At 45.6% G+C, this 26,717-nt stretch carries 21 protein-coding genes; 8 read left to right on the top strand and 13 right to left on the bottom strand.

What is annotated here, in order from left to right:
• Position 1 precedes the first annotated feature (1 nt).
• From LIX84_RS06465 to LIX84_RS06450, 4 genes are all read right to left on the bottom strand, one after another.
• Positions 2–3,076 (bottom strand): error-prone DNA polymerase, encoded by a 3,075-nt coding sequence (locus LIX84_RS06465; protein WP_226420947.1) that lies wholly within the window; start codon positions 3,074–3,076, stop codon positions 2–4.
• A 27-nt stretch (positions 3,077–3,103) separates the two neighbouring features.
• On the bottom strand, positions 3,104–4,507 hold the full coding sequence (locus LIX84_RS06460; protein ID WP_226420946.1) for a Y-family DNA polymerase: 1,404 nt from the start codon (positions 4,505–4,507) through the stop codon (positions 3,104–3,106).
• Positions 4,508–4,511: 4 nt separating this feature from the next.
• Positions 4,512–5,204: a translesion DNA synthesis-associated protein ImuA gene (imuA, locus tag LIX84_RS06455; RefSeq protein ID WP_114323271.1), complete on the bottom strand. Its 693-nt coding sequence runs from the start codon at positions 5,202–5,204 to the stop codon at positions 4,512–4,514.
• A 129-nt stretch (positions 5,205–5,333) separates the two neighbouring features.
• Complete coding sequence (locus tag LIX84_RS06450) at positions 5,334–6,080, bottom strand: YciK family oxidoreductase (RefSeq protein ID WP_046874431.1); 747 nt, start codon at positions 6,078–6,080, stop codon at positions 5,334–5,336.
• Between the two features lie 254 nt (positions 6,081–6,334).
• Here LIX84_RS06450 and sohB point away from each other — a divergent pair, with 254 nt between their 5' ends.
• From sohB to LIX84_RS06410, 8 genes are all read left to right on the top strand, one after another.
• On the top strand, positions 6,335–7,396 hold the full coding sequence (gene sohB, locus LIX84_RS06445; protein WP_161443560.1) for a protease SohB: 1,062 nt from the start codon (positions 6,335–6,337) through the stop codon (positions 7,394–7,396).
• Between the two features lie 208 nt (positions 7,397–7,604).
• Positions 7,605–8,285, top strand: a complete 681-nt coding sequence (gene cmk / locus LIX84_RS06440) for a (d)CMP kinase (RefSeq protein WP_005397113.1) — start codon at positions 7,605–7,607, stop codon at positions 8,283–8,285.
• Between the two features lie 110 nt (positions 8,286–8,395).
• Positions 8,396–10,066, top strand: a complete 1,671-nt coding sequence (rpsA, locus tag LIX84_RS06435; protein ID WP_005385817.1) for a 30S ribosomal protein S1 — start codon at positions 8,396–8,398, stop codon at positions 10,064–10,066.
• 213 nt (positions 10,067–10,279) lie between these two features.
• A complete protein-coding gene (gene ihfB / locus LIX84_RS06430; RefSeq protein ID WP_005385816.1) occupies positions 10,280–10,561 on the top strand; it encodes an integration host factor subunit beta in 282 nt (93 codons plus the stop codon).
• 262 nt (positions 10,562–10,823) lie between these two features.
• On the top strand, positions 10,824–11,120 hold the full coding sequence (locus tag LIX84_RS06425; RefSeq protein WP_226420945.1) for a LapA family protein: 297 nt from the start codon (positions 10,824–10,826) through the stop codon (positions 11,118–11,120).
• A gap of 18 nt (positions 11,121–11,138) precedes the next feature.
• Positions 11,139–12,314, top strand: coding sequence for a lipopolysaccharide assembly protein LapB (lapB, locus tag LIX84_RS06420; RefSeq protein ID WP_005376665.1), 1,176 nt, complete (start codon positions 11,139–11,141; stop codon positions 12,312–12,314).
• 83 nt (positions 12,315–12,397) lie between these two features.
• Positions 12,398–13,099 (top strand): orotidine-5'-phosphate decarboxylase, encoded by a 702-nt coding sequence (pyrF, locus tag LIX84_RS06415; protein ID WP_226420944.1) that lies wholly within the window; start codon positions 12,398–12,400, stop codon positions 13,097–13,099.
• 497 nt (positions 13,100–13,596) lie between these two features.
• A complete protein-coding gene (locus LIX84_RS06410) occupies positions 13,597–15,435 on the top strand; it encodes an extracellular solute-binding protein (RefSeq protein WP_005397104.1) in 1,839 nt (612 codons plus the stop codon).
• Positions 15,436–15,500: 65 nt separating this feature from the next.
• On the opposite strand, the gene LIX84_RS06405 is transcribed toward LIX84_RS06410, so the two are convergent.
• The 9 genes from LIX84_RS06405 to dsrO all read right to left on the bottom strand — a co-directional run bounded on the left by LIX84_RS06405 (position 15,501) and on the right by dsrO (position 26,640).
• Positions 15,501–15,740, bottom strand: a complete 240-nt coding sequence (locus tag LIX84_RS06405; protein ID WP_226420943.1) for a hypothetical protein — start codon at positions 15,738–15,740, stop codon at positions 15,501–15,503.
• A 208-nt stretch (positions 15,741–15,948) separates the two neighbouring features.
• On the bottom strand, positions 15,949–16,527 hold the full coding sequence (locus tag LIX84_RS06400) for a PqiC family protein (protein WP_226420942.1): 579 nt from the start codon (positions 16,525–16,527) through the stop codon (positions 15,949–15,951).
• On the bottom strand, positions 16,527–18,173 hold the full coding sequence (gene pqiB, locus LIX84_RS06395) for an intermembrane transport protein PqiB (protein ID WP_182019831.1): 1,647 nt from the start codon (positions 18,171–18,173) through the stop codon (positions 16,527–16,529). The genes LIX84_RS06400 and pqiB overlap by 1 nt, the downstream gene beginning before the upstream one ends.
• Positions 18,166–19,497, bottom strand: a complete 1,332-nt coding sequence (locus LIX84_RS06390) for a paraquat-inducible protein A (RefSeq protein WP_046874435.1) — start codon at positions 19,495–19,497, stop codon at positions 18,166–18,168. The genes pqiB and LIX84_RS06390 overlap by 8 nt, the downstream gene beginning before the upstream one ends.
• Positions 19,498–19,802: 305 nt before the next feature.
• Entirely contained in the window at positions 19,803–20,855 is a 1,053-nt protein-coding gene (locus tag LIX84_RS06385) for a c-type cytochrome (RefSeq protein WP_226420941.1), read from the bottom strand.
• An 8-nt stretch (positions 20,856–20,863) separates the two neighbouring features.
• On the bottom strand, positions 20,864–21,427 hold the full coding sequence (locus LIX84_RS06380; RefSeq protein ID WP_370685997.1) for a c-type cytochrome: 564 nt from the start codon (positions 21,425–21,427) through the stop codon (positions 20,864–20,866).
• Between the two features lie 208 nt (positions 21,428–21,635).
• Complete coding sequence (locus LIX84_RS06375) at positions 21,636–24,728, bottom strand: tetrathionate reductase subunit A (protein WP_226420940.1); 3,093 nt, start codon at positions 24,726–24,728, stop codon at positions 21,636–21,638.
• A gap of 17 nt (positions 24,729–24,745) precedes the next feature.
• Entirely contained in the window at positions 24,746–25,876 is a 1,131-nt protein-coding gene (gene nrfD / locus LIX84_RS06370; protein ID WP_226420939.1) for an NrfD/PsrC family molybdoenzyme membrane anchor subunit, read from the bottom strand.
• Positions 25,873–26,640 (bottom strand): sulfate reduction electron transfer complex DsrMKJOP subunit DsrO, encoded by a 768-nt coding sequence (dsrO, locus tag LIX84_RS06365; protein ID WP_226420938.1) that lies wholly within the window; start codon positions 26,638–26,640, stop codon positions 25,873–25,875. The genes nrfD and dsrO overlap by 4 nt, the downstream gene beginning before the upstream one ends.
• Positions 26,641–26,717 lie beyond the last annotated feature (77 nt).

The raw sequence follows: 26,717 nt of genomic DNA, 5'->3' as shown, positions 1-26,717 counted from the left end.
ACTAATGAAAGTCGCGAGATTTACTTTGTAGATTATTCAAATAGTGCGTGCAATCAATCAACTTGCCAGCAATAACGTGCGTGACTTCTCCCTCTCTTTCAAGAATGCCTTTCACCATTAATACTTTAGCGCCTAAATACGCTTGCTTTTGGGCTCGTGCTGTCGCTTGCCAAACGACCACATTAATGTTGCCTGTGTCATCTTCTAACGTAAAAAATGTCACGCCAGCGGCGGTGCCTGGAGATTGTCTTCCCGTTACCACGCCTACCACTGTGACCAATGACCTATGCGGTTTCTCTGCCAGTTGCCTCATGCGGGTAAAATGAGGGAGTTTGCCCGTTTCTTCTAATAATTTAATCGGGTGGCGGCTAAGAGATAGTCCCGTGCTCGCGTAATCCTCAATTAAATTTTCATATTCTGAGGGCTGAGTTTGGTAGCTAACACTGGGTTCTTCGACCTTGTGAAACAATGGTAGGTCAGATAAGGAATCCATTGCTGCCCAGCGTGCGTTATAACGATTCCCCGATAGGATCTGAAATGCATTGGCTGAAGCCAATAATTCAATGTCACTTCGGCTTCTTAATATCTGCTTTACTTCTTGAATCGAGCGGTAACCATTAAGTGGTTTGCGCTCAATAAGCCTTTGCGCACTTTCTGCGTTAAAGCCTTTCACCAAGCGAAAACCAAGTTGCACGCCTAGCCTGCCATTCGGGCGTGAGACGAGATGATGCTGATATTTTGAATGATTGACGCACACCGGCAATACTTCGACGCCATGTCGGCGGGCATCTTGTACTAATTGCGATGGGCTATAAAACCCCATTGGTTGGCTGTTCAACAGTGCTGTGTAAAATTCTGCTGGGTAATAATATTTTAACCATGCAGAACAATATGCCAGCACTGCGAAAGACGCTGAATGACTTTCAGGGAAGCCGTACTCACCAAAGCCGCAAATCTGATCGAAAATGCGCTCAGCAAACGCTAAGTCATAACCTCTATCTTGCATACCATTGATCAGTTTTGGTCTGAATTTAGCGAGATCGCCATTCTTCTTCCATGATGCCATCGCTCTACGGAGTTGATCGGCCTCGCCACCGCTAAACCCTGCGGCTACCATGGCTAACTTGATGACTTGCTCTTGGAAAATAGGGACGCCCATAGTCCGCTCAAGAACGCTTTTTACTTCTTCCGATGGATAACTGACTGGCTCTTTGTGAGCACGCCGTTTTAAAAAAGGATGCACCATATCACCCTGAATAGGGCCTGGACGAACAATCGCAATTTGAATCACTAAGTCGTAATAACAAGCAGGCTTTAGGCGAGGAAGCATGCTCATTTGTGCACGAGATTCTATTTGGAATACGCCTATCGTGTCAGCTTTTTGGATCATGCGGTACACGTGTGGATCATCTTGTCGGCGAGTGATCTCGGAAATAGAGAGGGATCGCTGGTGATGTTTCTCGACTAGTTGAAAGCACTTTCTGATGGCGTTTAACATGCCGAGTGCGAGCACATCGACTTTTAGTAGCTTCAAGCTTTCTAAATCGTCTTTATCCCATTGAATGATAGTGCGATCTTCCATCGAGGCATTTTCAACTGGTACCAACTCATATAAAGGGCCAGATGAAATTACAAAGCCACCCACGTGCTGAGATAAGTGGCGTGGGAAGCCAATTATCTCGTTGACCAATTGGATAAACTGCTGCCCTTTGAGAGATTCTGGTTGTAAGCCAAGTTCAATAATTTGAGCTTGCCAGCCTTGGCTGCGATCTCGGCGATTAACGTTCTTAATGAAAAAATCTAATTGGGTCTCTTCAATCCCTAGCGCTTTACCGACTTCACGCACGGCACTTTTAAAGCGATAGCTGATCACTGTTGCAGCAAGTGCTGCACGCTCACGGCCATATTTTTTGTAAATATATTGGATAACCTCTTCACGGCGCTCGTGTTCAAAGTCCACATCAATATCCGGCGGTTCCTTACGTTCTTTACTGATAAATCGTTCGAATAAGACTGCGATTTGTCGAGGGTCGACGGCGGTAATTTCCAGGCAATAGCACACCACAGAGTTTGCGGCGGAACCTCGACCTTGGTAAAGAATGCCTTGTTGTTTCGCGAACATTACGATGTCGTGGATGGTAAGGAAGTAGTAGTGGTATTTCAGCTCTTGAATAAGCGCAAGTTCATTCTCGATGGTTTGATTGACTTCTGCTGGCACGCCTTCAGGAAAACGCAGCTTTTTACCACGCTCGACTAACATACGTAAGTAAGAGTCGGGTGTATAACCATCTGGGATCAGCTCGGTAGGATATTCGTATTTTAAATCGGAGAGCTTAAACTCGCATAAATCGGCGATGTAAGTACTTTCTTCCAGCCATTCTGGTTTGTAAATCCGAACCAGTTTTTTAAAAGGACGAAGCGCTCGTTCTGTATTCGAAATACGATCAAAACCGAGTTTATCGACGCTACACCCATGTTTTATAGCGGTAAGTACATGCTGTAATGGCAAGCGTTCAACATCATGCATGAGAACGCCTCCGCAGGCAGTTATAGGTAATTGAAATTCATGTGCTAACTGCTCGCAGTGCGCAATGTACTCAGTATCGTTGTTACTCAAATGGCGCTGAATCGCTACCCACAAACGATTAGCGTGGTGTTGATTGAGCCAGCGTCCCCAATAGTGGTCACTCTCTTGATGTGTGGGCAGCCACAATACCAAGCAATGTCGAATCGACATCAAATCCCATTCGAACAGTTGATAGTTGCCTTTTTCACTTCGTCTTCTTGCGTTTGTGATGATACGACACAACTCGGCATAAGCCTTGCGACAAGGGCAAAGCAGTACGACTTGGCATTCATCATTTAACCAAAACATACTTCCAACGATTTGTTTGATATCGAGTTTATGTTGTTCGATGGTCGCATGGGCTTTGACAACGCCCGCGACCGAACATTCATCAGTTATAGCTAGAGCTTGATAGCGATAGAAAGCAGCTTGGAGTACCAGTTCTTCTGCATGAGAAGCCCCAGTCAAAAAAGATAAGTTAGACTGACAAAATAGTTCCGCGTAACTCATAATGATCCAACAAAAATAACTGTCGATTTAACAAAAATAGCCATGAAGAAACCAGTGCTTGTGCTGATCGCGAAATATCCATAACCAGCGGCCTTGCTTGGTGTGTGCAATGTAGTAATCACGCATGATCTCATCACCATCCCACCATCCAGAAACGATTCGCTCAGGTCCGTGGACCAAAGAGACTTGCTCTTGCAATGCAATGGGAGTGGGCAATTGCATTGCGGGGCGTAGTATGGATGGTATGGCGTGCTCCTTTTCATCTGGAGCATCAGCAGGGCGATACTGACTGGCCTTTTCTGGTCTAGGATCGCAAGCGATGTTGGGTTTTAACACGGCACTTTTCCCCAATTTAGCTTGCAGTAAAGAGAGCAGTTCTAAAGCATTCATGTTCCCTTTTTGCCCAGCAAAGAGATCGCGTGATGCACTAAGAGGCTCACCTTGACGGACGACTTTTAACGTTAGCCCTGTGACTGGGCCATTGAGCGAGAGTGACTCTAAGCTTAAACTCGCTAACTGCTGCCAACGCTGACATAGGTAATCACCTTGCGCAGAAGTGAGTTGAAGGTGTTGCTCTTGTTTCTCACGCTGGTGGAGTGTTAAACACAGCTCAAAAGCGACCTTATCTCTTAATTTAAGAAAGGTTTCGAGTTGACGAAGTAACTTGGCCAGCGGCTTTTCAATCCACTGGACGTTTTCGAGCTCAAATAACAGCTCTAAATAAACTTGGAAGGATTCGGTCGGGTGATAAAAGTCTACAGGATGCTTGAACTGCCCTGTCAGTCGACCAACGTAGTTCACCAAATCGATATCAAAGCGTCGTGCGATGTCTTGCAATGGCAGTTCAAGTAACCCTTTTAAGGAAGTAACGCCTACGCGGTGCAGCTTTTCAACCATAGAGATCGATAAATCGGTTAGAGGCAGAGGTAATGGGAATAACATTTGTTCGATAAGAGATTTGTCGTCACTAAGAACATTTGCTCCTGCCAATGCCATTAACTTGGCTGACAAAGGTGAAAAACCACAACCAAATTGAAAGCTTAACTGCAGTTTAGTTAAGTGAGCACTGACTTTATTCCAGTAATTGTCCAACCCTTCATATAGGGTGAGCATCGGTGTGGCACGCAGCAAAATGCCTTGGTTTGGCATCAACACAACGTCAGATGTGATCAAATACAACCACTGAGCTACCTCTTGTAATTTATTTAATTCGGTTTGTGGATGATAAGGATGCACTTGTAAATCTCGACACAAGGACGCAGCACTGCCTAAGCCCATACCAGGCTTAATGCCTTGTTGTTCGGCAATCTCGTTGTATTGAATAATCTGGCAACGTTGGCTTTCGACAATCACCACGGGTTGTTCTTGGTTATCACCAAAGAGTGCGTCTAGCTGCAGGCGAGGGAAGTGCAAGTAAATCCACAGAGACATATCACTAACCTTGGTTCGCCAGTGGGAAATTGACCACAGTCGAGTGCACAGTTTCAGATGATGGTTTCACCAGTTGCGGGTAATGGTGTTGGAAGCCGATACTAACGCTACCTCTATTCCAGCCTCCTTTCCTTTTCAGCACTTCAACATTAATCCCTTGCTCGTCGCCTTTCAGTTTTAAACTGAGTGACACAGGTAAAGACAAGCGGTTTGTCATATTAGGCTTGAGCATAAATAGAGGACAAGTGCCTTGCTCACTCGCTACCTGTAAGCGTTTCACTTGATGTATTTCAAGCTCTTCTTGCCATAATAAAACATTACTGCATACCCCACTTTTCAGACATTGCTCTGCAGCCCAAAGAGCATCTTTGGGGTGAGTTGGAGTGACGACCCACACTTGGTTTATATCCAAACCGATGTAGTGTAAGAACAGAGAATTCACTAACGCGGGAGGTTGAATAAATGCAGTCACACCATTGGTCTGAGTGGCTTTTAAATAAGGAGCGAGCAAACGCAATTCACCAATACTACCAATAGATTCCATCTCCACTACGCCATGAGGTGGAAAGCCTCCGCCGAGCAAATCATCTAATTCAGAAAACCCGGAACTAGTCCGCAACTGCTGAGGATCTGTTTTCGTTAAATTTGCTTGCCAAACAAGGTGCTGGCTTTTTAAGTGCTGAATAATATCGTGCATAATAAATACCTGTATATATGTACAGTATATTTCTATGACAGAAAGTCGCAAGATTTTTATGAAGAGAGAAATGAAAAAAGGCAGCGTTTGCTGCCTTTTCAATCGATTATGTGAGGTAACCTGAATTCGTTATTTACGCTTCGGTTGAGCGTCGATACACTGACCATTCACATCGGTAACCGCTGGATCCATTAAGTGCAAATATAGCGGCATGATATCCAATGGCGTTTTGAGAGTATTTGCATCTTCACCCGGGTATGCTTTTTCACGCATGCGAGTACGAGTTGCACCAGGGTTAATTGCGTTAACACGGATCGGCGTATCACTCAGCTCGTCAGCCAAAACTTGCATCATGCCTTCTACGGCAAATTTAGAGATAGCGTATGGCCCCCAGAAAGCTCGACCAGAGTGGCCTACGGTTGAAGAGGTAAAGATAATACGCCCAGCTTCTGATTTACGCATCACAGGCAGTAGTGCTTGAGTCATTAACACTTCTGCTTTCACGTTGATCTGCATGATATCGTCGAAATCTTCCTCTTTGATTTGATCAAATGGACACAGCGAACTCAAGACACCTGCGTTGTGTAATAGGCCATCCAAACGACCAAACTGTCCTTCGATTGTCTCTGCCATATCAATGTAATTTTGCTTAGTTGCGCCCTTGAGATCCAGAGGAATGATAGCGGCTTGTGGATAGCCAGCTGCTTCAATCTCATCATAGATAGATTCAAGGTTTTGCACATTTCTACCCAAAAGAATAACAGTTGCACCGTGCTCGGCATAAGAAAGCGCGGCTTGACGGCCGATGCCATTACCAGCGCCAGTAACAAGAATGACTTTACCTTTTAGAGCATCAGCTGAAACGGAGTAGTTCACGGCGATAAATCCTTATTATTGTAAGAGGGTCCATGATAGTTAATTGACGCTAAAAAACGCCTGTTTCTCAATGGAAAATCTTGGTAATCGTGACAAGATGGTTACAATACACCAATTCATGTGTTATACCAATTCCAGAACTTTCGTTAGGTATGCTATCAATCAGAACAAGTGGTTACAAACCGCGCTGCCTTCTCGCTGATGTTTCTGCGTAACATACTAACGTCATCTGAAATGAGATAAAGGAGCTCTCGTTGGAATTTTTATTAGATTATGGTCTGTTTCTGGCTAAAATTATCACGGTGGTTGCTGCGATAATTGTTCTGCTCATTATTGCAAAATCGGCTGGTGGCAAATCGGGTGCGGTGAAAGGGGAGTTAGAGATTACCAACCTTTCAGAGCAACACAAACAATCTGTTGAGCAGTTAGAACATCATTTGCATGACGATGCTTTCATCAAAGCTCGAGATAAAGCGGTCAAGAAAGAAGAGAAAGAGAAAAACAAATCTCGTGAAAAAGAGATCAAACAAGCGAGCAAAGACGGTTCATTAGATAGCAAGCGTGAACCACACCTATTCGTTCTTGATTTCAACGGTAGCATAGATGCAAAAGAAGTTGCGTCTTTACGTGAAGAGATCACTGCTATTTTGGCTGTCGCACGTGAAGGCGATGAAGTATTACTTCGTTTAGAATCTGGCGGTGGTATGGTTCATGGCTACGGCCTTGCCTCTTCTCAACTGGACCGAATTAAAGCTGCGGGTCTTCCTCTGACTATCTCTGTAGACAAAGTTGCGGCAAGTGGCGGTTACATGATGGCATGTGTAGCAGATAAGATTGTTTCTGCACCATTTGCAATTGTGGGTTCTATTGGCGTTATCGCACAAATTCCTAACTTCAACAAACTGTTGAAGAAACATGACATTGAGTACGAACAACTAACCGCGGGTGAATATAAACGCACGCTAACGATGTTTGGTGAGAATACCGATAAAGCGCGCGATAAGTTTAAGCAAGAGCTTGAAGAAACACATGTCTTGTTTAAAGACTTCATTCGCGAGCGTCGCCCTAGTTTGGACCTAGACAAAGTAGCCACAGGTGAGCACTGGTTCGGTACACAAGCGAAAGAGCTTGGTTTGGTGGATGATATTAGTACATCTGATGATATCGTTGTTGCGGCATGCAAAGATAAAACCGTACTTTCTGTGCATTATGTACAGAAGAAAAAACTGGCAGACAAGCTAGCAGGTGTCGCGGGCAAAGTTGCTGACAGCGTGATCTTAAAGTTAGCTGAGCGTGGTCAAAAACCGATTGTTTAATCGAACCTAAGATCATGACATTTGAAACGGCGAGGGTGGAAGCTCTCGCCGTTTTTGTTGAACCTTATGTTTATTGATGAATCAAATTGCGCATTAGGTGTAATGCTTTACACGACATTTTTCCTCGCTCCAAAGGGCGATTACCCGTATAATGCGCGCCTCGAAAACCGAGCAAATTGCTGAAAAGAAACTATAGGTGGAGAAGAACATGTCCTCTCAAACTCCGGTTGTAACCGTAGATGGACCTAGTGGTGCAGGTAAAGGCACTTTATGTATGTTGCTGGCGAAAAAGTTGGGTTTCCAACTCTTAGATTCTGGCGCAATTTATCGTGTACTTGCACTCGCTGCGATTCACCACGGTGTCGACACAGAGTCAGAAGACGCACTTGTCCCACTGGCAACACACCTAGACGTTCAATTTATCGCAGAGGGTGACTTAGTTAAGGTCGTTCTAGAAGGCGAAGATGTGTCAGGGGAGCTTCGCAAAGAAGAAACGGGTATGGCAGCATCTAAAGTTGCGGCTCTGCCACGTGTTCGTGAAGCATTATTACGTCGTCAGCGTGCATTTGAGGCCGCTCCGGGCCTAGTGGCTGATGGTCGTGATATGGGCACAATTGTATTCCCAAGTGCACAAGCGAAAATCTTCCTTGATGCGAGCGCAGAAGAGCGTGCAAATCGACGCCTTAAACAGTTGCAAGAGAAAGGGTTAGATGTTAAATTTGCTGACCTTTTAAGCGAGATCCAAGAGCGTGACGACCGAGATCGTAACCGCCCAGTGGCGCCATTACGCCCTGCTGAGGATGCGCTTGTGCTAGATTCTACGTCGATGACTATCGACGAAGTAGTAGAAAAGGCACTACAATATATCGAATCGAAGCTAGCTGAGTAATGATACTCGGCTAGACTAAGAGCGTTGGTCGCAAGGATGATGACTGGCGAATTTAATAACCCCATGCGGTAGGATACCCGTGGAAGTTTAATTTATTGAAGATTAACTAAATGACTGAATCTTTTGCTCAACTCTTTGAAGAGTTTCTAAACGAAACAGAATTCCAACAAGGCAGCATCGTTAAAGGTACTGTAGTAGCTATCGAGAACGGTTTCGTTCTTGTTGACGCTGGTCTTAAGTCTGAATCTGCTATCCCTGCTGAACAGTTCAAGAACGCTGCTGGCGAACTTGAAGTTGAAGTTGGCGCTGAAGTAGACGTAGCTCTAGACGCTGTTGAAGATGGTTTCGGTGAAACTCAACTTTCTCGTGAGAAAGCTAAGCGTCACGAAGCTTGGATCGTACTTGAGAAAGCTTACGAAGAAGCTGAAACTGTTGTTGGTATCATCAACGGTAAAGTTAAAGGCGGTTTCACTGTTGAACTAAACGGTATCCGTGCTTTCCTTCCTGGCTCTCTAGTAGACGTACGCCCAATCCGCGACACTGCTCACCTAGAAAACAAAGAGCTAGAGTTCAAAGTTATCAAACTTGACCAAAAACGTAACAACGTAGTTGTTTCACGTCGTGCTGTTATCGAATCTGAGAACAGCGTTGAGCGTGACGAGCTTCTAGAAACTCTACAAGAAGGTTCTGAAGTTAAAGGTATCGTTAAGAACCTTACTGACTACGGTGCGTTCGTTGACCTAGGTGGCGTTGACGGTCTTCTACATATCACTGATATGGCTTGGAAGCGCGTTAAGCACCCATCTGAAATCGTTAATGTTGGTGACGAGATCCAAGTTAAAGTTCTTAAGTTCGACCGTGAGCGTACTCGCGTATCACTAGGCCTTAAGCAACTAGGCGAAGATCCATGGGTAGCAATCGCTAAGCGTTACCCAGAAGGTCACAAACTAACTGGTCGCGTAACTAACCTAACTGACTACGGCTGCTTCGTTGAAATCGAAGAAGGCGTTGAAGGTCTAGTTCACGTTTCAGAAATGGATTGGACTAACAAGAACATCCACCCTTCTAAAGTTGTTAATGTTGGCGACGAAGTTGAGGTTATGGTTCTTGAAATCGACGAAGAACGTCGTCGTATCTCTCTAGGTCTGAAACAGTGTAAAGCTAACCCATGGCAGTCATTCGCTGAAGCACAAGCTAAAGGCGACAAAGTTACTGGTAAGATCAAGTCTATCACTGACTTCGGTATCTTCATCGGTCTAGAAGGCGGCATCGACGGTCTAGTTCACCTATCTGACATTTCTTGGAATGTTGCTGGCGAAGAAGCTGTACGTGAGTACAAGAAAGGCGACGAGATCTCTGCAGTTGTTCTAGCAGTAGACGCTGAGCGTGAGCGCATCTCTCTAGGCATCAAGCAAATGGAAAACGACCCATTCAATGCTTACGTTGCTGACAACAAGAAAGGTGTTCTAGTTAACGCTACTGTAACTGCTGTTGACGCTAAAGGCGCTACTGTTGAAATCGCAGAAGGCGTTGAAGGTTACATCCGTGCTTCTGAAGTATCTCGCGATCGCGTAGAAGATGCTTCTCTAATCCTAAGCGCTGGTGATGTTGTTGAAGCTAAGTTCACAGGTGTAGACCGTAAGAACCGCGTAATCAACCTATCTATCAAAGCTAAAGACGAAGCTGACGAGCAAGAAGCAATGGCATCTATCAACAAGCAAGATGACAATGCATTCGGTAACGCAATGGCTGACGCTTTCAAAGCTGCTAAAGGCGAATAATATACTCGCTTAAGCAAAAAAGGAGCCGCAAGGCTCCTTTTTTATATTTGAGCATATTTAAGTAGTAATACTAATGACGGTAAACTATCTTAATAAAAGGCATTTCTTCATTGCGCATTTTGCATAAAATTTGTCTAGAATTGTCAGCAAGTGTTTGTTGGAATTAGTATTACTTACTATAATAAGTGATAAAGATACTCAAAGAGGGCAACTATGACTAAGTCTGAACTGATTGAAAGACTCTGCGCTGAGCAAACACACTTATCAGCGAAAGAGGTAGAGGATGCTGTAAAAGATATTTTAGAGCACATGGCCTCTACGCTAGAGAGCGGTGACCGTATCGAGATCCGTGGCTTTGGTAGTTTTTCTCTTCATTACCGCGAGCCTCGCGTAGGTCGTAACCCTAAAACGGGCGATAAAGTGGAATTGGAAGGTAAATACGTTCCACATTTCAAACCTGGTAAAGAGCTTCGTGAGCGTGTAAATATTGGCTAACGCACTCTTATTAGTTTGAAAAAAGCGGCATACGTTTGTGTATGCCGCTTTTTTGTAATGTATCCAAGCAGTTTACGAAGCGAGCTGTTGATTCTTGCTGTTTTTTTGCAGCTTTCTACACCCAAGTAACTTTAACTTCTAGGCGTGTCTACAAACTAAGCATCTTGAGGTTACTTGGGTATAGATTATTGCTAATATACGTAGTCTGAAGAAGTATTTTCCTGCATAATCTTACCGACTTACTCCTAGAAGGGTGATGTAAATGAAAATTATAAAAATCGTTGCTGTTTTAGCTCTCTTTTTAATTGCATTGGCGTTAGGTTCCCAAAACCAAGAGCTCGTGACTTTTAACTATCTTCTAGCCAAAGGAGAGTTCCACTTATCTACACTATTAGGTTTGGTATTTGTGGTTGGCTTTGCTTTAGCGTGGGTTATCTTTGGTAGTATCCTGCTGAAAACTCAGCTACAAGTTCGTCGTTTAAAGAAAAAACTGAAAAAGTACGAACCTACAGATGCAAACAAACCTGCTGATAAACCAGCCATCGAAAAACAGGCATAAGGATAAGGCTTAACTTTAATGCTTGAACTACTCTTCTTGTTATTGCCTATAGCTGCTGCGTATGGCTGGTATATGGGGCATCGCAGCGCTCAGCAAGACAAGCAGAAGCAATCTCATCAAATCTCTCGTCAGTATATGACGGGTCTTAATCTGCTGCTCTCTGACCAATCAGATAAGGCTGTTGATCACTTTATTGAATTGCTCCAAGTTGATAACGAGACAATCGATACTCACCTTGCGTTGGGTAACCTGTTCCGGTCTCGTGGTGAAGTCGACCGCGCAATCAGAATTCACCAAAATCTTATTTCTCGTTCAGGCTTAACACTGGACCAAAAGAACCTCGCCCTTCAACAGTTAGCGAAAGATTACATGGTCTCTGGTTTTCTCGATCGTGCAGAGAAAATCTTCGAACAGTTAGTCGAAGAGCCAGACTACAAAGAAGCGGCCCTTCAGCAATTGGTAACCATTTACCAACAAACACGTGAATGGGAAAAAGCAATTTATTACGCCAATCAATTGGCTAAGTTGGGTAATAAACGCTCCAGAATGCGTGCGAATATTGCTCATTTTTGGTGTGAAATTGCCATGCTCGACCAAGCCGATGGTAATACTAATAAGGCAATACAGCACTTTAAAAAAGCCCTAGCAGAAGACCCAAAGTGTGTTCGAGCGAGTATTGCTTTGGGACGAATTTATCTAGAGTCTGAAGATTATAAACACACGATAAAATACCTGACGGGTGTGCTTGAGCAAGACAAAGACTTTATCAGCGATGTCTTACCAACCATTGCAGAGTGCTACCATCATTTGGGCCAGGAAGATGAACTTGTCGAGTTTCTGCGAGCTTGTATTGATAAGAAAGCAGGTGTATCAGCCGAGTTAATGTTGGCTCAGTTGGTTGCTCACCACGAGAACGTAGGGGCTGCACAAGAGCTGCTGACCAAACAGCTGCTGAAAAATCCAACCATGAAGGGCTTTTATCGATTAATTGACTACCACATTGCTGAAGCAGAAGACGGTCGCGCGAAGGACAGTCTATCGACGCTACAAGCGATGGTGGGTGAACAGTTAAAAGTGAAACCACACTACCGATGCCGGAAGTGTGGGTTTTCTACTCATTCCCTTTATTGGCACTGCCCGTCCTGTAAAGGGTGGGGGACGATCAAGCCAATCCGCGGATTGGATGGTGAATAATTTTAATGCAGCTGACAGAGTTTCTGTCCGCTGCATTTTTTTAACTTTTTATTTAATAAGAACCAAAATAGTTAGGAGATGAAATGATCGACCAAAAAGTTATTGTCGCACTGGATTATGATAACCAAGCAGACGCACTTGCGTTTGTAGATAGAATTGATCCTGCGTCATGTCGCCTAAAAGTTGGCAAGGAGATGTTTACGCTATTTGGTCCTGATTTCGTACGTGAACTCCACAAACGTGGTTTCTCAGTCTTCCTGGATTTGAAATTTCACGATATTCCAAATACGTGTTCTAAGGCGGTCCGCGCAGCCGCGGAATTAGGGGTTTGGATGGTGAATGTGCATGCGAGCGGTGGTGAGCGCATGATGACGGCATCACGTGAAATTCTTGAGCCATACGGTAAAGATCGCCCATTTCTGATTGGAGTAACGGTACTAACCAGTATGGAACAAAGTGATTTAGCGGGTATTGGTTTGAACATTGCGCCTCAGGATCAAGTTATTCGTCTGGCGACATTGACCAAAAACGCTGGTTTAGATGGTGTCGTATGTTCAGCTCAAGAGTCTTCATTGCTTAAGAGCGAACTTGGTCAAGACTTTAAGTTAGTTACACCAGGAATCCGACCTGCTGGCTCTGAGCAAGGTGACCAGCGCCGTATCATGACACCAGTAGAGGCTATTCAGTCAGGCTCTGACTATCTTGTTATTGGGCGTCCAATTACTCAAGCTGTGGATCCTGCTGCAGTGTTGAAATCGATCAATGATAGCTTGTCTAGTATGTAAGCACAGTCTTGTATTGTATAAAGAAAGGTGAGGCTGTGATGCCTCACCTTTTTTGTATCTAATAAAAATACCAACCGTAGTAAGCAACTGCTCATTTTTACCAGTTATATCTGCTCGCTTACTTGCTTGCTTTAATTGGTGTAGGGGGGAGCTCATTCGGATAAAGGTTCTACGGTTTATTATGAGAAAAGTAGGGCTTGGTACTGTATCGATCACACTTTTGTAACATAACTCACTGTGATGCATAGAAAATGCGACCATGTATTATTGATGACTTGCGTTACAAAAGCCTAAAGAATACTATGGCGAGGATGCATTCACTGCGTTGTAAGGTCTAGGATGACCTAGTGAAACTCTTTGAAATTAATATAGAAGCTGGCAGGAAGTCACTTCATATTACGCTCCTATTATTTCCTATCTGCGTATTTTCTATTTGCAGCTTTCACACTCCGTCTTCCTTGCTACGACCTTAATCGCAAACACAACAAGGAAGAAACATGACTAAAAAACTGCCATTTTCAGTACTTGCAACACTGACCGCTGCCAGTTTTCAACTGAGTGCGGCAGAGCTACCTGCTGATATAGAATGGATTTCAAATAACAATGAACCTCTGTTCGCCTCTGAAGAAGCGGTACGAGGTGGTACTTATCGTACTTACATTCAGAGCTTTCCTCAGACATTACGAAGTGTTGGTCCAGATGCGAACTCCGGCTTGCGCCAATATTTAATGGATGGTTCACCAAAGCTTGCTCAGCGTCATCCAAATACTGGTAAATGGATCCCCCAACTTGCTAAGTCATGGGCATTTGGAGAGGACAACAAAACCGTATTCTTTAAGCTTGATGAAACGGCCGAGTGGTCAGATGGTGAAAAAATTACGGCAGATGATTACGTCTTTATGATGAAGTACTACACGTCAAAAGACATTATCGACCCGTGGTACAACGACTTCTTCACGAACAGCGTTGTTGGTGTTGAAAAAATTGACGACTACACGATCAAAGTCAATCTTGCTGTAGCTCAAAGTCATGACTCGCTCATGGTTATGATTAACATGCCGAGTAATGGTTTTCAGCCTCGTCCGGAACACTTCTTTGAAGGAGAAAAGGACGCAAATAACGATGGCATGCCTGATAACTTCGTCAGAAAGTTCAACTTTAAATCTGAGCCAACTGCGGCGCCTTACTACATTGATAAAGTGAAGAAAGGTAAGAGCGTGACATTCAAACACGTGGGCGAAGATTGGTGGGGGTATAACAACCGCTACTATAAAAACCGCTACAACGTAGAAAAAGTCCGCATTAAGGTGATTCGCGATCCTGATATTGCCATGAAGCACTTTGAAAAAGGTAACTTAGATTACTTTGAGATGGTGCTACCAAGCTTTTGGCATGACAAAACCGATAGTGATGTGTACAAAAAAGGCTATATCCAAAAGTACTGGGGCTTTAACGAAGCACCACAAGGCGCCGGTGGCCTTTGGATGAACACAGCGATGCCGATGTTGGATAACCTAGAAGTGCGCAAAGGTGTTATGGCAGCCACTGACTATGACGGCATGATTGAAAATATCATGCGTGGGGATTATTCACGCAAACCACATGGACTCGGCTTTGGTCATGGCGAATACGATGATCCTAACAATACACCGCCAAAGTTTGATGCTGATGCGGCGGTTAAACACTTCGAAAAAGCGGGCTTTGACAAAGTGGGCGCAGATGGTATTCGTGTCAACGATAAGGGCCAACGCTTGAGCTTTGCTATCACCTACGGATACAACTCTTGGACTCCACGTATTGCATACCTGAAAGAGCAAGCGAAACTCGCTGGTCTAGAGTTCACGTTAAACTTGGTGGATGGCTCATCTGCGTTTAAATACATTCTTGAGAAAAAGCATCAGTTAGCGTTCTTGAATATGGGTTCTGGTGAGATTCCTGCGTATTGGGAATACCTGCACTCTGATAATGCTAATCGACCACAAACGAATGCTCACACCAACTACAGCAGCCCTGAGTTGGACAAGTTGATTGAAGCTTATGACTCTGAGTTTGATCAGGAGAAGCGTTACGATTTATCGCATCAAATCCAAAACTATGTCAGCAAAGCGAATATCATCGTTCCTGGATACATGGTGCCTTATTCTCGAGTTGCGCATTGGCGCTGGGTTAAAATTCCTAAAGATGGCATGACAAAAGCGACAGAATGGGTGCTTCATCCAATGGATATTGGTAATTTCTGGATCGATAGCAAAGTAAAAGAAGAGACTGAGGAAGCGATGGACGAGGGTAAAACCTTCCCAGAGACAACGGTCATTGATGATCGCTACAAGTTGTAACTCCACAACTTAGCGGTGATAAAAATGAAAGCCCCGGTAATTAAGTTACAGGGGCTTTTTTATTTTTACTTAACTAAGTAGGACGCTTCTAAAAGGTAGGTTTTCACATCACCAAGCAAAGAGAAGGCCTTGTCGATGGTTTTAAATCGCTCATCAAGTGAGTCACTAGATGTTAGTTGGCTGAACGTTTTTACCGAGAAAGCTTCGTTTGCTTTAAAGAACTGATGCACATTTTCAAGCTGAACTTTATGAATATGCTCCACCTTATTTAGGGCGGTGGTTAAATCGGAAATGTTAATCGACATTGCTACTCAAGAACCTTATCAACAAGACCTCTACATAAGGTCATAGGATGGGGCTTTATATTTTGCCGTAGAGTAGCACCAAAGAACGGATTGCAGTCTGACTAAGATCAATTTGTCTCGCTTGATTATCTACATCTATTTCGATCGAAAAAACTTCTTGCAGTACAAAAAAGGGAAGCGACTTGCTTCCCTGTAATTAACATCGATCTTAGATTTTTTTGGCAATGTCCGAAGTCAGTTCTTCCAACCCGACGGATAGTGCGTCGACAAGTGCTCCATAGCCTTCGTCCTTTAGAGGCTGAGAGATTTGTATTGGTGCACTGTTTTCTACCTTTCCTTCAGCATTGATGAGTAACCATTCACCCTCAATTTCGATATTGCCTTTGTAGCTACCATTAAATTTATTTAACGTCAGCTGTAGTTTGGCTTCACCATTTTGATCCAACAGGTTGTTCATTTCAGTCGGCCAGTAATGAGTCTGTTTGTGGCGTAGTTCTGTGACGACTCTCTGAGTGATTTGCTCGGAAATACTATGCGCCCATTGATTGTTTCTTGCCTGGATAACTTGAGTCTCAGAGGTTCGGTAAACGATACCACTGTCGTTTAAATAACTTGCCAGTTTTACTGGACGAACAACTAAAGTAGGGCGCTGTGAGATATCAGAAGAGCTCAGCGTCACTGGTTCCGCCTTAGGTAGAAGGTACAAAGCCCCTTTAGTTTCTGGAGCACTACTGCAACCCGTTAGACCGACAAATAGCGCGATAGACAAAAAGAATACTCGTTTCATTAGTTTTGGCCTTTAACTGGGATTGGGTCACTGATTTCATCTTCTCCAAACACGAGAGAGTTTGGCTTTTCGTTTAGCTGTTTAAGTACGGGTTTAAACTCTGTCATCACGCTTTCTAGTTCTTTGAGCGTGGCTTCCATTTCATTGTACATGGTTGAGTTTGGTCCATAACCATCGAGTGTTTTTTGCAACTGCTGCAAGCTTTGGCGAATATCTGTTGGGATCTCTTGCGTCTCTTTTTGATTTAAAAGTTTATCAATACTGTCCGCGACACGTTCTGCTGACGCCAACGTCTTTTCCGACGTTTTTAACGTTGAATTGAGAGAGTTAAGCGTTTCTTCCATTGGTAAGCTATTAATCTTATTTAGGAAGTCGTTAACTTGGCGCTGAACTTGGGCAAAACCACCACGCATGGTTGGAAATACATCTAAACCTTCATATTCACTTGGAACGTACTGATCATCATTAGGATAAAAGTCTGCATCAATATAAAGCGCACCAGTTAACAAGTTACCAGTCTTTAAGGTGCCACGGAGACCGCGAGCAAACTCTTCCTTCAACTTTTCTTTGAACATTGATAAAGATTGGGATTCTAAATCTCCGTACACTCGACCGAGCTCAACGCGCACCAAAACTGGAATTTTTTTCGCAGAGAAGTTTTCTTCTGGTGTTGGTAAACGCATCGGTACTCTCGTCACGGTACCGATACGAAGACCGCGGTACTCAACAGGCGCATTCGCTTTTAAGCCACGTACCGATTCATCAAATAACATGACGAACTCAATGTAGTCATCGTACATGCCTTCTCTCAGCTGCTTAATATCATCGTACAAGCGGAAGTTAACCATGTCTTCTGTGAGTAGTTCGCCGGACTCAAGACCTGGAACGGTATCGAAGGTAACGCCACCCGTTAGCATGCTCTCTAGCGAGCCAAACTTAACTTCAAACCCTTCGGCATTGAGCTGTAAATCAACACCAGAATTCAGCCAAAACTTAGTACGAGTGCGCACTAAGCTGTCATAAGGTTTGAAAATAAAGAGTTGATACAGCGCTTTGCGAGTATCAACATCAAAGCTGGTTTTCTCTACACGACCAACAGTAAAGCCTTTATAAATAACCGGGTCACCAACACCTAGTTTGCCAGCTTCGCGGTGTGTTAATACAAGACGTAGGCCTTCTGCATCAGGAGAAGCGACCGGTGGCACATCTAATACCGTAAAGTGCTCCTTTTCTACTTTAGATTTACCCGGCTGAAGTTGGATGTAAGCGCCAGAGAGCAAGGTCTCTAAACCTGAAACACCATCACGGCCAATTCGAGGCTTCACCACCCAAAACATGGTGTCATCTCGCAGCATGCGCTTCGCGTCTTTATTCATCTGCGCCTTAGCGATGATGTGATCGTAGTTTTCACTGAGAGTAACTTCGGTAATCAGACCGACTTTAACATTCAATGCTCGGATCTCGGTTTTACCAACCTCAATCCCATCTGCGGTTGGCAGTTGGAGAGTAATTTGTGGGCCTGTACTGTTGATGTATTGGAACAGCATCCACGCTCCCATGGCTAGCGCAAGGATCGGGACAATCCAGATCGCAGAAATCTGCTTTTGCGGTTTTATTTGAGCGGTTACGTTGTTCTCATCACTCATATTTGGCTTTCTCGTTTAAGTTGTCAGAAATCGGCTCCTGCACTTCGTTTTGTGGCAACTGCCACAACAAACGTGAGTCAAATATCATTGCAGAAAGCATGGTGAAAATGACCACTGCCGCGAAAGAGAGCGCAGCAGGGCCTGGATAAATCGCCATTAAGTTTTGCAACTGAACCAGTGCAACTAAGATGGCAACGACAAAGATATCGATCATGGACCAGCGACCAATAAACTCAGTTAAGCGGTATATCTTTAAGCGTGAAATACTTTCTTTGGGAGGAAGATATCGCGCTTTTTGCGCATTGTAATACAGCCACGCGAGTGCCAGCATTTTCGCCATTGGAATGAATACGCTAGCAAAGAAAATTACCATCGCAATAGGGTAAGAACCTAAATGCCAAAGCAGTATTACCCCTTCCATGATAGTTGAACCTTCTGAATGTCCAAGGCTTACGGTATACATCATTGGATAAAGGTTCGCGGGTATATAGAAAATGACTGACGCAAACAAAAGCGCCCAAGCTTTTTGTAAATTATCTGCTGGGTTGTATTTATGAATAGGGCTTTTACAACGAATGCAGTATTGGTGTTTTTTCGCTTCAATTGGGTTGAGTTGGTGACATGTATGGCAACCAATATGGTTGTGGTTATGGTGCGTATCGCCCTCATTTACATCGGGCAGCACGATGGCTGGAATGAAGTGTCCCCAGAGCCAGCTTTTGTCAACCATAGAAATACATTTGACTACCAGTACGGTATAAACGCAGAACGCCCAGAATGAAGTCCCCATTCCAATGTCTGCCAGAGAAGCGATTTTAATTAAGCTGACTAATACGCCAATCAAGAATACATCGACCATCAGCCAGGGTTCGACTCGAAACAGAAGGCGACATAAAACTTTCGCCATTCGTTGCTGTTTTTTGGATGGCGTATGTTTACGCGCTTTTAATGCTTCGAGATGAAGAAAGAGAATGAGACCGACATAGATAGCAGGCAATACGACGACCGTTGCGAGAAGCAACACACCTAAAAGTACATTTTGAAATTCAGCCAGCATTTTGGCTGCATGCAATAAGGTGATTTCTTGCGATAGCCCTTGCACACTGAACGACATAAAAGGGAAAGAAATGCTTAACACCAACATGATCAAACATGCCGATGAAATGGCGATCACGCTTTGATAGGGTTTAGCATTCACTTTTGTCAGAGAATGCGCGCATCGAGGACATTGAGCTTTTTGCCCTTGATCGATATCGGGAATACGAACAACAAGGCCGCACTCTTCGCATGAAATTAACTGACGGGAATTAGGTTGAATACTCATCGGGTAGGTTTTGGATTCATTTGTCCTAAGAATACTCTTTTTTCATTAGGCACGCTTGTTTTGATTCAGGAGTTTACGAGTTTCTTACTTTTGGCATCATAGTATATGGAAGCTCTAAGATATAAACAAAGTCGCGTTTGGCGCACTATTTTACTGAGAAGATGGGTATGTTGGAAGCCGAAAACCACTTAACGTTGCTGGTTTGGAGAGGGTAAGTGAATTGCTTCAGGAGAGTAAATCAACCCTGCCCAGAGAGCCTGAGCAGGGAGGTGGGAGCACTGGTATTTAAGATGAACGGTTGTTTTTTACTCGACGGTTCCGCTCTTGAAAGCATTAGAGCCGACTTGCTTCCCACTAAGTGTTTTTCCGTAATAGCCTTGATGTTGGTGATATCTCTCTGCGTTTGCGACCACGTTGCCTTTAAATCGTGGATCTTGTGGACGCTCGTGGCTATTGACGTATGCCGCGACATCCCACGCTTCTTGTTTGCTTAACTGGACACTTTTCCCAAGCGGCATGTTTTCGTAAATAAAATAGGCCGCGGTGTTAATCCGGTGCATACCTGCACCCCAGTTATACGCATATTCGCCCCAAAGTGGTGGAATGTATGAATGACCGTCGGTGCTTTTGATGCCTGAACCGTCGGCGCGATGACAAGTTTCACAGTTCTTTTCGTAGACCAGTGCGCCTCGCTCTATTGATGGTTCTTGCTCAGGGGCGTTGATTTTTGGGTAGCCACGCCCAGAGAGATTACCTCGCTTTTCAATTGGTAATGCTTGCGCGATGGCTTCGGGCAACGGGAAGTCTTTTGCTTTTCCACCAACTTGTAACGCTTTTGCGTCTAGCTCCGGAATTGGTTCATCCGTCATACCATGTTTGTCGAGCAAGCCGCCCATCGCCAACCAGTAGGCGTAAGCACTAAGGGCAACAATTTCTGGCGAATCGTAAGCGGGCGCTTTACCGTTCATGGAATATTCGAAACAACCCTGGATACGGTCAGCATAGCTGTTTACGCGATCGTTTTTCTTGCGATAAGCCGGGTAGGCCATGTATGCCGCCCATAGAGGTGCAGCGTTGGCTTTTCGTCCTGCTTCCATATGGCAATTCACACAGTTTTGTTCGTTGCCAACGTATTTTCCGCGCATTTGTTGCGAGTTAACAAATAGGGAATAACCACGTTTTACTTGCTCACCAAATTCGGTATTTGGAATGGTGCCTAGATCACGCGGTTTTAAGTATTCACCGTGATTCTTTTTTTTCACCGCGGGCAGTTCAGTTTGACGATCCGGCAGTGGCTCGTTGGCCAAAGTAGCAGCAGAGATGAGAGGCAATGCGAACAAAGAATATAAACGTTTCATGTCTGCTCCTAGTAACGTAATGAGGCAAAGTAGTAGGAAAGGTTTTCAATCTCTTCGTCAGTGAGATTTTTCGCGATAGTACCCATCATATTGAGCGGGTCACCACTGCGAGTGCCGTTTTTCCATGCCATCAATTGCGTTTTTAAGTAATCAGCATGTTGGCTTGCGAGGCGAGGGAATTTGTCGACGCCCATTCCGCTGGCTCCATGACAAGTCGCGCAAGCTGGAATGTTTCTATCCCAATCGCCTTGGAAGATTAATTTACGATACGGGTTACGAATGTCGGCTTGGTCGCCGCGTTGCTCTGGGTTGGTGAACTCGTAGCTTGGAAGGTTAGCAAAGTAATTCATGACTTCTTTACGAACGGCAGGATCGCTAAGCTCCTTCGCCATGCCTTGCATGACCACATTTTGGCGTTCACCACTAAGGAATAGTTCGATTTGAGTGTTGAGATAATTCGCGTTTAAACCAGCGATCATCGGAGCGATATTTGGCTGTCCCATGCCATCTTGGCCGTGACAACCGCTACATACGCTGGCTTTTTCCGGAATAGACGAGGCGCTTGCGCCCATAGTGGTGGCTAGCAAATAGGCTGTCACCACTGGAAGAATCTTTGACATGCTGACTCACTTTAATTCTTATTAATATGTCCAAGTGCTACTTGGTAGTCACTGGGACGATATTGTCGGCCTTGTCAATAAGGAAAGGTATTGTGGATTTCCACATATTTAGAGGATGTGAAGAGCTGCTAAATGGCAGCTCTTCAGGTTTGGTTGTCTACTAAGCTTTGCGGATTTTGGCTGGTAATGATTGGCGAGCCGCAGCTCCTACCACCCAATCCAACAACACGCCTTTGCCTTCTCGGGTTGGGTCAATTAATCCGATGTCGTTAATGTTGACACCATCTTGGCTGCGCGTTTTTACGGGTTGCTGTTTATCACCGATCCAGTGTGAGCGTTGCCCTAGCTCGGTATGGCCAAACCCATGTTCAAACCCGAGTGTGCCAGGGCGAATTCCACTGACTATCATCGCAAGTGCTTTGGTGCTTGCAGATGGAGTCTCGATAACAAACTCATCACCCGTTTTAATGCCTGCGCGCTCGGCATCGATTGGATGGATGTACACAGGGTTTACGCCTTTGATCGAGTTCAACCTTGGCGATAGGTTGGATACCGCACTGTGAATGTTGGATTTAAAGTTCGTCAGGCTGAATGGCCATGCTGAGCTTGGGAACTGGTCTTCCATTGGTGTGCCATCGGCCAGCTTTTGCGGATGCCATGTCGGGCAACCGGTGTAGAAATCACCCGTCATCGTGTTTCTCGCGCTGCCGACTCGCTCGTTCCAAATCGCGACAGGGCGTGTCCATTTGTGTTTCATTTGCTGACCTTGATATGCTTCGGTTGCATTTTCAAAGCGTCCACCGCGAGCAAAAATAAACGCCACACGTTTCATCTCTTCCGCTGTCAGCGTGCTTTGCATCGCTGGCATTAAACGCTCTAGGCCGGACCACGCAATGTCTTCTGCCGAAACTTCAGGCACGCCGCCTCTCACATACGCCAAGTTCGCCGCGGAACGTAAGTAGAAATCTTCAGCGCGGTGGAGAGCGTGCCAATTTCCTTGCGCATCTTGAATCGCGTTGTCACCAAAGCCGCCTAGTTGCATTTTCTTAGCAACATCAATCAAAAAGTTTTCTAAGCAAATCGAGCGACCGTCGGCGGTTTTCTCTGTTCGCGCTTCCACAATCGGCCAGCGAGCGGTGATGGTTTTCACCGGAACATCGTGCCAAGGCGTTGCCATACCCCAGCTTTCGTAGGTGACCGTGTCCGGCACAATATAATCCGACAATGCGGTGGTTTCGTTAATGAACGCATCAACAGACACAATCAAACCGAGTTGTTTTGGATCTTTAAGCTTGCCTTCCAGCAGCGTTTTCAAACCGGGTACACCATACATTGGGTTCGCCATGTGGTTGATCCACGCTTTAACGCGGTATGGATAACCATCAATAGCCGCAGATAGGTGCTCTGTCAGCAGTGGCGCGGCAAACGGATACCAAGGGGCGCGAGTTGGGTAAGGGGATTCACCTGCCTCAACGCGACGTTTGTATTCGCTGGTTTTGTGGTAGGGGAATTTACTGCGCGACAGAAAGACGCCTTTCGGGCCGACTTTGCCAGCAAATTTGGTGAAGTCGTAACGAGGACCCGCAGCGGAAGTTGGGTAGCCACCCGCTTTCGCCATCGCGCCGCCTTTCATGTTGATATTACCAATCAACGCATTGAGCATCATGATGGTAAACGAGTTATAGAACCCATTGGTGTGCATGTTGCCACCGTGGGTATCGACCACCGCTTTGGTTCCGTGACTAGTGAAGCGTTTCGCTAGCTCGACAATTTGCTCAACAGGAATCTCACATTGTTGGCTATAGAACGCAAGGCTGTATTTAAACGCCTCTTCTTTGAGTCTTTGCAGGGAAGATTTTACTCGCACTTCGCCTGATGCAAGCGAAACCGTTTTATCGACAAACAGTGCCGCTTCTCCTGTCTGGGTATGCACACCAAATTCGCCGCTTTGATCATCCACGATGACGTACGGGTCGGAGTCAGACAACGCTTCGCCTTCGAATGGCAGATTCAGATCCGACGCGCGTAAAAACGTGCCGTTTCTCGGGTGCTGCTCATCGCTTATCACGAGATGTGTAGCGTTACACCAGTGTGCGGTGCCGGCTCGTTTCATCGCGTTTGCCCCCGGCTGCGCCAAGAAGGTTTTGTTGTAGCGTTGATTTTCGATGATCCACTGGATCATGCCAAGCACGAGGGCAGAGTCGGTGCCTGGTTTGATTGGTACCCAGCGGTTGTTGTCACCGGCAGCCAAGCTCGATGAACCCGCAGGTAAACTTGGTGTGATGATGGTGTATTCCAAGCTACCTTCTGTTCGCGCATTGGCGAGTTGGCGCGCCTGACGCTTAAAAGGGTTGCCAGCTTGAGCTGGCGACATACCGATGAAGATGATGTATTCCGCATTATCAAAGTCTGGCTTTAAGTGTGCGTTCTTATCTAAATCGTTCATAAATGCACCGCTGCCAGCACGAAATGCGTAGCCGCAGTAAGAGCCATGATGCCCAAAGTTACGCGTACCATAGCTATTGAACGCGAAGCGTTTGAAAATGTCGTCTCGGCCTTCGTTACCGGCATTGGTCATTAGCAGTTGGTTGGCTCTCGGGCCATATTCTGGGTTTTCAGGATCTACGGGCGTTGTTAAATCGCGAATTGCGCGTAGGCCATCAACATGACCTTCACCAAATAAATCACCACCTTCTACGACTTCTTCTATCAATTGCTCGTAGCTGATCGGAATCCATTTTCCTTCGCCGCGTTTGCCAACTCGTTTCAGCGGTTGAGTGATGCGGTACGGACTGTTGCGAATTTCTAGCATCCCGTTTCCACGTGCGCAGGCGGTGGAGCGACCTTCAAGGCCCGCTTCTCCTGCCAAACTTAAATAAGCATCTTTGACTGGCGTTTCGAACGGAATGTGTTGCTGATGAGAGAGTGGGTGATATGGGTTGCCAGTAATACGCAAAATCTCGTCGTTGCGGTTATCAATGCGTACACGCAACCCGCACAGTGACCAACAACCAAAGCACATGGATGGCGCAACGCGCTGATTTGGATTCGGGATCAGGTTGCCTTTGTTGTTGACCGTGTATTCTGGTTCAAGCGAGTTACCGTGGTGAATATCACGCGTTTTTTCTCCTGCGGTGCCTTCGAGCGCACCTTCGACCATATGTTTGGTGGTGGTGGCGTAACCCGCAGCGAATGCGCCAAGCCCACCCACTGCAATGCCTGATTTCAAAAACTGACGGCGTTTGTTATCCATGATGAAATCCTCTTTGATTAGCGTTCAGTTAAGGTGAGTGATGAGGCTTTTTCTTCGATATTTTGTTTTGGCTGAACCAGCTCTGATCCGAGCAATGCCAGTGCAAGCCATAATCCGAGCATGCCGATAATGCCTATCCAGCCATTTCCATCCATAGTGAGTTGGTATGGATACAGCCCTGCATCGAACTTGGCGATGGTTTGTACTTCCATGATGGTAAACCAGCGAATCAGCCACGCACTTGCCAGTGCGGCAGCAGACACAAAACTGAGCCCTATGACGTGACAAAATCTGGCTGATGCGGACTTTTGGGTATCGCGCAAGAAGATGAAAGCGAGCAAAATACAACCTAAAACGACAAAAGTGAGCAAGGCAATGTTGCGCATCCATTGTTCGCTAGAATAGAGCGAAAATGCGGAATTGTTGGATGCCCAAATGGGTAGCAGTATCAGCGTCAGAACGCCGCTCGTGACCAGTGATTTTTTCAGTAAATTGTTATCACCAGAAGTGAGGGCTTTCGATTGGCTAGGCAGCAGTAACCAAATCAGCAGAGCGAAACCGACCGAGCCCATAAATGCAGTGACAAACCAAAGAATTGGTGACGCGGGTTGGTGCCATAAAGAGCGCGATTTAACGACCGCAATTTCAGCACCTGTGTAAACTGCAATGGTGATGCCGGATAGCACAGTGATGGCTGACACCATAAGCATGGCTCTACGAGAGAGCACCCATTCACCCAGTGATAGCTTTGAAATTAGAGGAAGTACTTTTCCTGGCTGATCACGTAAGTTGATCAGATCCTGGCGGAGATACAGCCATGCGGTCACTACCGCTAAACCTGAGAAAACAGGCAAGAAAAGCGATCCTAAAGACATCCATGACCACGGCGTGATGTGCGCGTAAAAATGCCAAGCTCGTCCCGGCTGGTGAAGGTCGCCAGTTAACGCTAATGGCCCCACGATGGCGCCGATGGCCAGCGTCAGCACAAGCGCAGCACGCAGTCTGTGACTAGTGTGTTTTTTAAATAACAGTGCGATTAGGAACAAAATAGCGGCAGCATAAGCCGAACCGATGTAGAAGAAGTACTGCACCGCCCACGGTAGCCAAGCCATCGCTTGAGGTTGGACTAACACTTCGGTGATGTTCATGCGCGATCTCCTTGTGGGTCGTAAATAGCTGGCTGCCCGTCGATATGGCTGGTGAAGCGCTCATCCATGCCGATATAAAACACGTGAGGCTTGGTGCCTTCATTGGGTTTCAATACTTTGATGTCGTCCTGATGTTCTTTGATTAAGCGGCGAATCTCGCTTGTTGGGTCGTTTAAATCACCAATCACACGCGCACCGCCAACACAGGTTTCCACGCAGGCAGGTAATAGGCCTTGTTCTAAGCGGTGTGCGCAGAAGGTGCATTTGTCTGCGGTGAGCGTGTCTTCATTGATAAAACGTGCATCGTAAGGGCAGGCTTGTACGCAATACGCGCAGGCGACACAGCGACTGTTATCCACCATGACGATGCCATCTTCGCGCTGAAAGGTCGCTTGAACCGGACAGACAGCCACGCAGGGTGGGTTTTCGCAGTGGTTACAAAGGCGAGGCAGCATAAAGGCCTTTGCTTCTCGTGTGGCTTTCGAACCGTCATCCAGCGTGACTTCGTATTGCTTCACTGTGGTCCGGAACTGGCCGATAGGCGCTTGGTTCTCGATGCTGCAACCCACGGTGCAAGCCTGGCATCCGACGCATTTTCGCAAATCCACCACCATTGCATAACGTTTCCCCACTTGTCCTTTTCGGTCGGCGGACTGGTTATTTCGAATAATGTTTCCCGCGGTTGCCGTGCCAATGCCCGTGACTGGAATTAACGCGGCTCCAGCTGTGACCGCGCTAAGAAAACGACGTTTGGTGGAATCCATAACTCACCTGCTTTTTTGTTGTATTTGAATTGACTGATTCCATTGTGAGAAATGCACCGCGAGGCTTATATTGTGGA

Source organism: Vibrio sp. E14 (assembly GCF_020515785.1).
In the GTDB taxonomy this organism is placed as follows: Bacteria; Pseudomonadota; Gammaproteobacteria; order Enterobacterales; family Vibrionaceae; genus Vibrio; species Vibrio diabolicus.
Note: the sequence above shows the minus strand (reverse complement) of the source record. Positions and strands in the feature narration are given on the sequence as shown.